13 protein-coding genes and 1 tRNA gene are annotated in these 9,645 nt (G+C 62.3%); 7 read left to right on the top strand and 7 right to left on the bottom strand.

Annotation, left to right across the window (positions count from 1 at the left end):
* From EN742_RS13215 to EN742_RS13225, 3 genes are all read left to right on the top strand, one after another.
* The coding region (locus tag EN742_RS13215) for a beta-ketoacyl-ACP synthase 3 (protein ID WP_128332894.1) at positions 1–635 on the top strand (635 nt) is incomplete at its 5' end.
* Between the two features lie 102 nt (positions 636–737).
* Positions 738–1,061 carry an integration host factor subunit alpha gene (locus EN742_RS13220; RefSeq protein WP_006201891.1) on the top strand — a complete coding sequence of 108 codons (324 nt, stop codon included), beginning with the start codon at positions 738–740 and terminating at the stop codon, positions 1,059–1,061.
* Positions 1,062–1,192: 131 nt separating this feature from the next.
* The gene (locus tag EN742_RS13225) at positions 1,193–1,735 is read left to right on the top strand and encodes a MerR family transcriptional regulator (protein ID WP_126054931.1); all 543 of its coding nucleotides are present in this window, start codon (positions 1,193–1,195) and stop codon (positions 1,733–1,735) included.
* A gap of 118 nt (positions 1,736–1,853) precedes the next feature.
* Here EN742_RS13225 and EN742_RS13230 read toward each other — a convergent pair whose 3' ends face one another.
* The 3 genes from EN742_RS13230 to EN742_RS13235 form a co-directional block, all read right to left on the bottom strand.
* Positions 1,854–2,129: a hypothetical protein gene (locus EN742_RS13230; RefSeq protein ID WP_126059088.1), complete on the bottom strand. Its 276-nt coding sequence runs from the start codon at positions 2,127–2,129 to the stop codon at positions 1,854–1,856.
* A gap of 173 nt (positions 2,130–2,302) precedes the next feature.
* Positions 2,303–2,737, bottom strand: coding sequence for a hypothetical protein (locus tag EN742_RS38700; RefSeq protein WP_210214456.1), 435 nt, complete (start codon positions 2,735–2,737; stop codon positions 2,303–2,305).
* 84 nt (positions 2,738–2,821) lie between these two features.
* Entirely contained in the window at positions 2,822–3,016 is a 195-nt protein-coding gene (locus tag EN742_RS13235) for a hypothetical protein (RefSeq protein WP_127406838.1), read from the bottom strand.
* A 188-nt stretch (positions 3,017–3,204) separates the two neighbouring features.
* Here EN742_RS13235 and EN742_RS13240 point away from each other — a divergent pair, with 188 nt between their 5' ends.
* From EN742_RS13240 to EN742_RS13250, 3 genes are all read left to right on the top strand, one after another.
* On the top strand, positions 3,205–3,465 hold the full coding sequence (locus EN742_RS13240) for a hypothetical protein (protein WP_127406839.1): 261 nt from the start codon (positions 3,205–3,207) through the stop codon (positions 3,463–3,465).
* Positions 3,466–3,652: 187 nt separating this feature from the next.
* On the top strand, positions 3,653–3,922 hold the full coding sequence (locus EN742_RS13245; RefSeq protein ID WP_126054928.1) for a helix-turn-helix transcriptional regulator: 270 nt from the start codon (positions 3,653–3,655) through the stop codon (positions 3,920–3,922).
* Between the two features lie 130 nt (positions 3,923–4,052).
* Positions 4,053–4,129 (top strand) — tRNA-Pro (locus EN742_RS13250).
* A gap of 86 nt (positions 4,130–4,215) precedes the next feature.
* Here EN742_RS13250 and EN742_RS13255 read toward each other — a convergent pair.
* From EN742_RS13255 to EN742_RS13270, 4 genes are all read right to left on the bottom strand, one after another.
* The gene (locus tag EN742_RS13255; protein WP_127406840.1) at positions 4,216–5,478 is read right to left on the bottom strand and encodes an O-antigen ligase family protein; all 1,263 of its coding nucleotides are present in this window, start codon (positions 5,476–5,478) and stop codon (positions 4,216–4,218) included.
* The gene (locus tag EN742_RS13260; protein ID WP_126054927.1) at positions 5,475–7,010 is read right to left on the bottom strand and encodes an undecaprenyl-phosphate glucose phosphotransferase; all 1,536 of its coding nucleotides are present in this window, start codon (positions 7,008–7,010) and stop codon (positions 5,475–5,477) included. Before EN742_RS13260 ends, EN742_RS13255 begins: the two co-directional genes overlap by 4 nt.
* A 152-nt stretch (positions 7,011–7,162) precedes the next feature.
* Positions 7,163–8,293 (bottom strand): glycosyltransferase, encoded by a 1,131-nt coding sequence (locus tag EN742_RS13265; RefSeq protein WP_126054926.1) that lies wholly within the window; start codon positions 8,291–8,293, stop codon positions 7,163–7,165.
* Between the two features lie 8 nt (positions 8,294–8,301).
* Positions 8,302–8,865, bottom strand: coding sequence for a polysaccharide biosynthesis/export family protein (locus EN742_RS13270; RefSeq protein ID WP_126054925.1), 564 nt, complete (start codon positions 8,863–8,865; stop codon positions 8,302–8,304).
* Positions 8,866–9,125: 260 nt separating this feature from the next.
* Here EN742_RS13270 and EN742_RS13275 point away from each other — a divergent pair.
* Positions 9,126–9,645 (top strand): Wzz/FepE/Etk N-terminal domain-containing protein (locus tag EN742_RS13275; protein WP_245492312.1); only part of this gene is annotated, 520 nt, incomplete at its 3' end.

Below are 9,645 nucleotides of genomic sequence, written 5' to 3' on the forward strand. Positions count from 1 at the left end.
GCTCCGGCTTTGTCTACGCGGTGGCAACGGGCGACCTCTATATACGCGGTGGCCTGGCCAGGCGCGTGCTGGTGATCGGCTCGGAGACTTTCTCGCGCATCCTCGATTGGAGCGACCGCTCGACCTGTGTCCTGTTCGGCGACGGCGCAGGCGCCCTGGTGCTGGAAGCGGGCGAGGGGACCGGCGGCATCGCCGACCATGGCGTGCTGGCGGCGAGCCTGCGCTCCGACGGCGTCCACAAGGACAAGCTGTTCGTCGATGGCGGGCCATCGACCACCGGGACCGTCGGCCATCTCAGGATGGAAGGCCGCGAGGTGTTCAAGCATGCCGTCGGCATGATCACCGACGTCATCGAGGCGACATTCTCGCAGGCCGGCATCACTGCCGAGGACCTCGACTGGTTCGTGCCGCATCAGGCCAATAAACGGATTATTGACGCTTCCGCCAAGAAGCTCGGGATTGCCGAGCAAAAAGTGGTGGTCACGGTCGATTTGCACGGTAACACGTCGGCTGCTTCCGTGCCGCTGGCGCTCTCGGTGGCCGTCGCCGATGGTCGCATCAAGAAGGGCGACCTAGTGCTGCTCGAGGCGATGGGCGGAGGCTTCACCTGGGGCGCGGTTTTGGTCCGCTGGTAAGTGCCGAACTGAAGGGTTCGGTCCTTGACCTTGACGGATCAATTACTTAGGCTCTGCCGTTGCTTGTACCGATTTATGTTTTTGAGCTGATGGGACGGTCGCATGGGGGGAAAGACACTTACGCGCGCCGACCTTGCCGAAGCCGTTTACCGCAAGGTTGGCTTGTCGAGAACTGAATCGGCCGAGCTCGTCGAAGCGGTGCTGGACGAAATTTGCGAGGCCATCGTGCGTGGTGAGACGGTCAAGCTGTCGTCCTTCGCGACCTTCCATGTCCGCTCCAAGAACGAGCGCATCGGCCGCAATCCCAAGACCGGCGAGGAAGTGCCGATCCTGCCGCGCCGGGTGATGACCTTCAAGTCGTCGAACGTGCTGAAGAGCCGCATCCTGCGCTCGCACCAGAACAGCAAGGCCAAGGGCGGCAAGTAGCCGCCGCAAATGCCCGGTTGATAACGCCCGCGCGCTTTGACGCCGGGCTTGAATATTGTTTCATAAACCGCTGAAATAAGGCCCGATTCGGGACCAATCGGTCCGATCGCCGTCCAGCGGAGGATTCGCCCATGGACAAGAGCCCCGATGCTTTCCGCACCATCAGCGAGGTCGCGGAAGATCTCGATCTGCCGCAGCATGTGCTGCGCTTTTGGGAAACGCGTTTCAACCAGATCAAGCCGATGAAGCGTGGCGGCGGCCGCCGCTACTACCGGCCGCAGGATGTCGAGCTGATCAAGGGCATCCGCCATATGCTCTACGACCAGGGCTACACCATCAAGGGCGTGCAGAAGCTGTTGCGCGAGAACGGCAACCATTTCCTGGTTGCCATCGGCAATGGCGACATGGCGGCCGTCGAGGCGATCGCGCAGCGCCGGCAGGCAGAACAGGTGCCGCTGACACCGGCGGCCCAGCCACGCGGCGCCGACGACGAGATGCTTGTCGGCCAGCCCAGGGTGAAACCCAGCCGTCGCTTTTTCGGCCTCGGCAAGAGCGACGACGAAGGCCCGGTCCAGCCGGACTCCTCGAAACTATCGCGTGACAACCGCGCGCTGCTGCAGGAGGCGCTGTTCGACCTGTTGGAGTGCAAGCGCCTACTCGACCAGGTGCGCTAGGGTGGGTGACATTCAGGTTGATGCCGGCCTGCGAACAGTGCCTGCCGCATCATGATCAAGGCAAAGGAAAATGGCGGCCGTCGCGCGGACGGCCGCCATTTTCCTTGATGGCAAGCGATCAGTTCGCGAGCTTGAGCCGCTTCGTCGGATCGATCTTCATAACCTGGCTGCACTTGCCGTAAACGGTGCCGTTCTTGTCGGTGGCGTCGGTGTAGGTGCCCTTGCAGTCGATCTCCAGCACCAGACACGAGCCTGCGCCCTTACAGACCGCGCCGCCGTCGCCGGTGGGGTGCGTGCCGGCGACGGCCGAGTTCGGGACGGAAACCGAGCCGAAGGCCGAGACGGCTATGGCCGCGGCGAGCGAGATGCGCTTGAAGTTGGTGAAGTTGGTCATTTGAGCATTTCCTTCTCTTTGATCGAGGTTCGCCGTTCCGGCGTCCTTCTGGGTTGGGGAGCGCCTTCTTGGCGTCCATGCAGGCTTGGTGCGCCCCGGAGAGGAAAGGTTCACGTCTCGGTTTGATTTCTTGTCGGACCGGTTTTCAGGCCTGGCGAGTGCCGCCCCGCCGGTCATGCGTCTCGGCAAGCACCGGGCGATGAGTGCGCAGGCATAGAGGCCGGCGATTCCGCGATGCCGTCTGCGAAGAAAGTCCGACCGGTCGAGCCGCCAGTTTCGCTCGATCGCCGCCATGATAACCGGATTGGTCCACGTGCAGCAGCCGGCTGCGGAATAGATGGTGACCTCGCCGGCATAAAGGCCTGGGGCATTTCAAGACAGATGCGGCGGATATAGTCCTTGGCCGCAAGCTTGTCGGTCAGCGTCACGAACAGCGGATCGCGGTCGACGATTTTTCGCCAGAGCATCAGCTCGCGATGGCTGCGCGGCGCGGCGGGATTAGGCAGGTAGCCGAGCTTCCGGATGAAGCGGAAGACAAGAGCAGGGTGGCGAAGCGTTAGCAGCAGCCGGGCTGCGGCCAGGACAAGGCGATGTCTTGCCGAATCCATGCAATGCGGCGCTGCGGATCACGGCAGGAAGGCCGGCTGTGGCAAAACCAAAAACCGCCCTTCCTGTCGGATAAGCCGGCTTGCTCAGGCCTTCTTCGCCAGGACCTTCTGGTGGTGGTGGTGATGATGATGGTGGTGGTGGTGATGCTTGCGGTGATGATGATGACGGTGATGCTTGTGGTGCACCGGAGCAGCATCGGCGCTGGTCGCGCCGAGGATCGGCATCGAGACAGCGAGGGCCACCGCCAGCCCGAGAACGGAGAGAAGGGACTTCTTCATGATATCGTTTCCTTTTGCGCGGGCCGCATTCCGAGGGCACCGGACCAAATCGGTGGCTCGAGCGCCGCGATCGGGACTATCCTCCTGGATTCTTTCGGCAATTTTTCCCGACTGTAGAATTTTGTTTCTGGATTGTGTCTGAGTGACATCCGCGCCGTTTCGGCTGGGCGTTTGCCCCGGTTGCAGAGATGATCGCCCACATCGGCGGCACAACGCCGTTGTTGCCAACCACGACGCGGCCGGATGTCAGCATGCCGTCGCCGACGCGCTGCGCAGTGGCGAAGACGACAGCGCCGGGCCTGAGGTCGTCCGGCGTGGCCGGCGCGAATGCCACGACAGGCGTGGCCCGATCCTTCCTGAAATGGCTGGCGCACCTGTCTGGCTTGCCAGCGACATCCGCGGAACGAACGGAGGCTCAACTCGATGTTCGGTTCTTCAAAAGAACTTGATTGGACCTCGCGAAAGACGGGACCGCGCATTTGGCCGGTTCCCTCTTCCTAAGTCGTTCCGGCGTCGCTTCACGATGGTGTGACGCCCGCTTTGGCGCTTGGCAAATCGCCGCCGAGCGGTCATTGTCTCGCTCGTCTCAGGCAACCCATGATTTGATCAGCGTGTTTCAAACCCAAGGAGTTGCCAATGCCTGCCACTGCAAGACGAGAAGTTCTGACTGATTTGATTGCAACGCCCGGCCATAGCGCCCTCAAAACCGCCCGCGAGACCAGGGGATACAGCCTCGAAGAGCTGTCCCTGACCTGCGGCCTGTCCATTCAAGAGATCGCCGAAATCGAAAGTGGCAGGGATACTGATTCTTCGAAGCTGCGACGAATCGCTGTGGCGCTCCAGCTCCCCGAAGATGCCGTCATTGGCGCGGCGGCGATGGCGCCACCGGAAAGCCGGATCGCCTGACGGCGAGAGCTGTTCGATAAGCCGGCCCCGGCAATGTTTCCGGAAAACCGGATTCCGCTTTCAGGATTGGGGCCCTGTGGTGGAATTCGGTTGACCCGCAGGGGGTTATCACGATAGATCGCGGCCGGTCCGGAGTGTAGCGCAGCCCGGTAGCGCACTTGACTGGGGGTCAAGGGGTCGTCGGTTCGAATCCGGCCACTCCGACCATTCAAACCAGAGACTTGCCCCCAAAAGTCTCTTCTCCTGAAATCAGCGATTTCTGTGGCCGCCTCGGTCGGGCAGCAAGCGGATCGTCATGCGGGCGCCAGCCGCAATTCCTTCTGATGCCGGTATTCGAGCGCGATCGCGCCCCAGATCAGGCCGAGCAGCAGGTAGACATGGCGCCAGTGGTCGATGTCGATGAAGGTGCCGAGGCCGATATTGCCGACGAAGGCGACATAGGCGCACAAGAGATAGGGCTGCCAGGGCCGGTCGCGAAGAAGGATGCGGAAGCCGGCCACGATCGTCCACACTGTCAGCGTCAGGAAACAGATGAAGCCAAGCCAGCCGTAGTCCATCAGCATCTTCAGCCAGATGTCGTGCGTGTCCTCGCCAAAGATGGTGCCGAACACCAGCGGGCCGATGCCGAACGGATGCTCCAGCGCCATCTGGAAGCCGATCGTGTAGCGGGCGAACCGGCCAAGGCGCGCGGTGTCGTAGCTCTGCTCGAGATGGGCGCGGCTGGAAAACATCTCGGCCACGCCTGGCAGTTGCAGGATCACGACCATGGCGATGACAAGCAGCGCGATGGCGGCGATCGTCATGATCACCACGCGCAGCCGGAACTTGCCGCTGTTGCTCTGCAGGAAGAGTGCGCCGGTCAGCAACACCGCCGAAACCGCGAACATGCCCCAGGCGCCGCGCGAGAAGGAAAAGAAGATGCCGGCGGTGATGATCAGGAGCGGCGCCGCGACCAGCGGCATACGCGCGACGGGACCGGTCAGGAGCAGATAGAGCAGGTAGACGCCGGGCAGCACCAGGAACGGTCCGAACACGTTCGGATCCTGGAAGGCGCCGGCGGCGCGGTCGTATTTGGTGAACACCTCCGCTCCCGGGAAGGCGTGGAAATAGCCGGCGATGCCGAGCAGCGCGGTCAGCACCGCCGATACGACATAGGCGATGAAGATCAGCCGGTAGAGGCGAGGCTGCACCGACGTGACCGCGGCAAAGAAGATCGCGGTGAAGGCGAGGAACATCGAGACGGCGAGGTAGAGCGGCGTGTTGGCGAGATTCGCCATCTGGGTCATCGAGATCATGCCGCCAATATTCATCACTATCAGCAGCACCAGAAGTGGGACCACCGCGCGCGAGATGCGCAGGCCGAACCCCCCCCACACGGCGATGATCCCGACCATGTAGAGGTCATAGGGCGCCGGCTCGTCAATGACGAAGCCCGAGAGCAGCAGGCCGAAAAAGACCGCGCCGGATGCAATCAGTGCGATCAGCTTGGCGTTGACCGCCTGAGGCGGCAACTTGTTGATCGCGGCCGCCGGCAGCTCATGGGCGACCGCGCTCAATAGGCATTTTCCGTGTTGAGCAGCCGCACTGGGGTCAGAAACAGGATCCTGAGATCGAATAGCAGCGACCAGTTCTCGATGTAATAGAGATCGTATTCGGTGCGCATGCGGATCTTTTCATTGGTGTCCAGCTCGCCGCGCCAGCCATTGATCTGCGCCCAGCCGGTCACGCCCGGCTTGACCTTGTGCCGGGCGAAGTAGCCGTCGACCACCTCGTTGTAGAGAAGGTTGTGCGACTGGGCGGCGATCGCATGCGGGCGCGGTCCAACCAGTGACAGCGAGCCGAACAGCGAGTTGAAGAATTGCGGCAGTTCATCGATCGAGGTCTTGCGGATGAAGCGGCCGACGCGGGTGACGCGCGGATCGTTTTTGGTCACCGTCTGCTTGGCGGTCGGGTCCGATCGATCGGTATACATCGAGCGGAACTTGTAGACCTCGATGATTTCGTTGTTGAAGCCGTGCCGCTTCTGCTTGAACAGCACTGGCCCCTTGCTGTCGAGCTTGATGGCGATGGCCGTCACCAGCATCACCGGCGAGAAGACGATGATGCCGATGATCGAAAACAGGATATCAAAGGCGCGCTTGGCGACCGAGTCCCAGTCGTTGATCGGCTTGTCGAAGATGTCGAGCATCGGCACCGAGCCGATATAGGAATAGGCGCGCGGGCGGAATTGCAGCGCATTTGAATGTGCCGACAGTCGGATGTCCACCGGCAGCACCCACAGCTTCTTCAAGAGCTGCAGCACGCGCGATTCGGCGGTCAGCGGCAGCGACACGATCAGCATGTCGATGCGGGCGATGCGGGCAAAGTCGATCAGCTCGGAAATGGTGCCGAGCTTGGGATAGCCGGCGACGATCGGCGGCGAGCGCTTGTCGCCGCGATCGTCAAAGATGCCGCAGATGCGGATGTCGTTGTAGGGCTGCCTCTCGACAGAGCGGATCAGCATCTCCGCCGACTTGCCCCCGCCGACAATGACGGCGCGCCGCTCCATGCGCCCATCGCGGGCCCAGCGCCGGATCAGGTTGGACATCACCAGCCGGAGGCCGAAGATGAGCACGAAGCCGACGACGAACCAGGTGCCGAACAGGAGGCGCGAATAGTCCTCCGACATCTTCATGGCGAAGGCCGTCAACGCCATCAGCGCGAAAGTCCCGGCCCAGACCAGAAGCACCCGGCCAAAACTGGCGATCGGCCGCATGAGGGCGGCGATCTGGTAGGAATCGGTGACGTCGAGCAGCACCACCGCCAGGAACGAGGCGGCGGCGATCGTTACTGGATACTGCCAGGCGAGATAGTTGAAGAAGCCGACATAGTAGAAATAGAGGCAGAGGCCCGACACGAACAGCAGCGCGAATTCGACCATGCGCAGCACGCCGCTGACCATGATCGGCGACATCGTATCGCGCCGGTACTGCGAGGCGACCTGACGCGCCACATCGTTCAGGCCGCTCGCTGCTTCGCTCTCGGCAGGGCCGTCGAATTTGCGTACCGCATTCATTGAAAAGCGGCGTGCGGGGTCGATCTCGTTCATTGGATTGTCCGCGGGCTTCGCTCGGCTGAATAGCAAAAGAGAGCTAAGAAACCCTTGAGACAACAGATGGCTTTGAACCGGTTGCCACCCTGCGTTGAGGCGGACGGGGCTGGTCAGCGTGAGAAAACGTCCCAGAGCAAATCGACCACGCTCTAGCGCCGGAGCGCGGCAAAATAGGCCTTCTCGATCTCCGCGGCCATGACGTCGGCGCCGAATCGTGCCTTGAGGTCGGGCGCCCCGGGCATCAGGCGCTGATAGGCGCCGAGATCGGAGAGCGCGTCGCTCAGCCTGTCGCCAAGCTGGTTCGGATCGGGACGGATCAGGGCAGGGGAGGCTTCGCCGAATATCTCCGGTATGCCGCCGACGGCGGTGGCGATCATCGGCTTGCCGGCGGCCAGCGTCTCCAGCACGATATAGGGCATGGCCTCGGCGCGCGAGGGTACGACAATCAGCTCCGCCAGCGCGAAGGCATCCCGGGCCGGCATGGGCGGCAGGAAGCGGACGTGGCCGTCGAGCCCAAGGCGCTTCACCTGCGCATGGTAGCGCGGCAGGTCGTCGCCGTCGCCGACCATCACCGCGCTAATCTGGCGGCCGAGTCTGTTGCCGGCCAGCGCCACCGCGTCGATGAAGATGTCCGGTCCCTTTAGGTCGCGCATCATGCCGATGTAGAGCAGGTCCGCCGCTTCGGGCAGGGTCGGCACCACGTCGAACTCTGTGGCGCGCAGACCATTGTAGACCAGCGTGTTGGGGATAGGCGGTTCGCCCACCTTCCTGCGCCAGGTGCGCCTTTCATAGTCGGAGACGAACAGCAGGCAGTCGGTGAACCGGGCCATGAATCGCTCGAGCGCGAAGAACAGCTTCCCGGTGGCCGTCGTCTCGTCATAATGGAGGGAGCCGCCGTGCGGCGAATAAAGGCGGGCTACGCGAGACCTTGATACCCGCAACAGTGAGCCGAACAGACGGGCATAGGCGCCACCCTTGGCGCCGTGCCCGTGCAGCACGTCCGGCCGCAATTCCTTGATGATTCTGTATGTGCGCCAAGCCGAGGCGAGGTCGCCCGGCCCGACATGGCGCTGCATCGGCGTGCGATGGATGCCGAGCGCCAGGCTGTCCTTCATACCCTCGAATAGATGCTCCTCGAAAGCGCCGCCGGTGGTCGAATCGCAAACGATGCCGACCGAGTGACCGGCGGCGAGCTGCGCCTCGGTCAGGTCGCGCACATGGCGGAAAATCCCGCCGACGGGTGAGCGAAAGCAATGGACGATCCGCAGGTTCGCCGCCACGTTGGTTTTCAGAACAGCCGTTCGCGCACGTAGACAGTGTCGCCGGGCAGCAACGGATCGGATGTGACCACCCGCCCGGTCATCACCTTGCCGTTGATGTCGCGGGTGATGTCGACGCTCTCCTGGTTGGCGCGCGGCGAGAAGCCGCCGGCGATCGCGATGGCTTTTTGCACGGTGAGGCCCGGCACATAGGAATACTGGCCGGCCGCGCCAACTTCGCCCATCACGAAGATCGGCCGGTAGCGGTCGATCTCGACCGAAACATCGGGGTCGCGCAGATAGCCTTGCCGCAACTTGTCGGCGATTTCCTTCTCGAGCTGCTGGGCGGTGTGTCCGCGTGCCGGCACGGAGCCGACCAATGGGAAGGAGAGATAGCCGGACTGGTCGACGCTGTAGGTGTTGGTCAGGCCATCCTGCTCGAATACGGTGACCCGGACGCGATCTCCGGCACCCAGCCGATAAGGTTGGTCGAGCACCTCATGGAAGGCCGCTGGTGTCGGCCGATAGCTTGAGCAGCCGGCGAGCATCGATACGGCAAGCAGAGCACGAAAAAGGGAGGCAGTGCTTTTCATGACCGGTCACGAACCTTCATCGCTGGCCGCCAGATGTTGCGGCAAACCCCAGGGAACGGAATCCGTTATCCTCCTGTTAGGGTTAATGGCCGGTAAAGGTTTGCCGTCCCGGGCGGCGGCGGTTGCCAAAAAGCGTAGCTATTCTACTGTCTTTGCTGAATGTTCTTCAGTCGTCTCTAATGGCGCCCGCTCTTATCTTAACGGCTGAGTTACCATAGTTGTTTACGGTCGATCCTAGACTCAAGTTCGGAGCAGGATGCATGTCCGTTCAGTCCGCGGCCGCAGACGTCGATGTCGATCTCAGGCAACTCTTCGCCAGCCTGGCGAGGAACTGGTTGCGCATTCTTATCGTTGCGCTTGCCGTCACTGGTCTGGCTTTCGCGCTCGCCTGGCTTGCCACGCCGCAATACAAGGCCGAGACGAAACTGCTGATAGAAACCCGCGAATCGGTCTTCACCCGGCCTGACGGCACGAGCAACGACAGCGAAAAACCGATTCTCGATGAGCAGGGCGTCGCCAGCCAGGTCGAGGTCATTTCCTCGACGGACATCCTCAAGCAGGTGGCCGCCAAGCTCAACCTGTCGAAGCTGCCCGAATTCGACGAGGCGGCCAAGATGTCGGCGCTCAGCCGCCTGCTTGTCATCGTCGGGTTGAAAAGCGACCCCAACGAAATCGCGCCGGAAGAGCGCGTGCTGAAGAAGATGCGCGAGAAGCTCAACGTTTACAGCGTTGAAAAATCTCGCGTTATCGTCATCGAGTTCTCCTCGGAGGATCCCAGGC

It is taken from the genome of Mesorhizobium sp. M4A.F.Ca.ET.020.02.1.1, assembly GCF_004022645.1.
Taxonomy (GTDB): Bacteria; Pseudomonadota; Alphaproteobacteria; order Rhizobiales; family Rhizobiaceae; genus Mesorhizobium.

Bases quoted from the DNA above. Each gene is read 5' to 3' on its own strand.
- EN742_RS13220 (WP_006201891.1), top strand. From the start codon at position 738: ATGGGGGGAAAGACACTTACGCGCGCCGACCTTGCCGAAGCCGTTTAC.
- EN742_RS13225 (WP_126054931.1), top strand. From the start codon at position 1,193: ATGGACAAGAGCCCCGATGCTTTCCGCACCATCAGCGAGGTCGCGGAA.
- EN742_RS13230 (WP_126059088.1), bottom strand. From the start codon at position 2,129: ATGACCAACTTCACCAACTTCAAGCGCATCTCGCTCGCCGCGGCCATA.
- EN742_RS38700 (WP_210214456.1), bottom strand. From the start codon at position 2,737: ATGGATTCGGCAAGACATCGCCTTGTCCTGGCCGCAGCCCGGCTGCTG.
- EN742_RS13235 (WP_127406838.1), bottom strand. From the start codon at position 3,016: ATGAAGAAGTCCCTTCTCTCCGTTCTCGGGCTGGCGGTGGCCCTCGCT.
- EN742_RS13240 (WP_127406839.1), top strand. From the start codon at position 3,205: ATGATCGCCCACATCGGCGGCACAACGCCGTTGTTGCCAACCACGACG.
- EN742_RS13245 (WP_126054928.1), top strand. From the start codon at position 3,653: ATGCCTGCCACTGCAAGACGAGAAGTTCTGACTGATTTGATTGCAACG.
- EN742_RS13260 (WP_126054927.1), bottom strand. From the start codon at position 7,010: ATGAACGAGATCGACCCCGCACGCCGCTTTTCAATGAATGCGGTACGC.
- EN742_RS13270 (WP_126054925.1), bottom strand. From the start codon at position 8,865: ATGAAAAGCACTGCCTCCCTTTTTCGTGCTCTGCTTGCCGTATCGATG.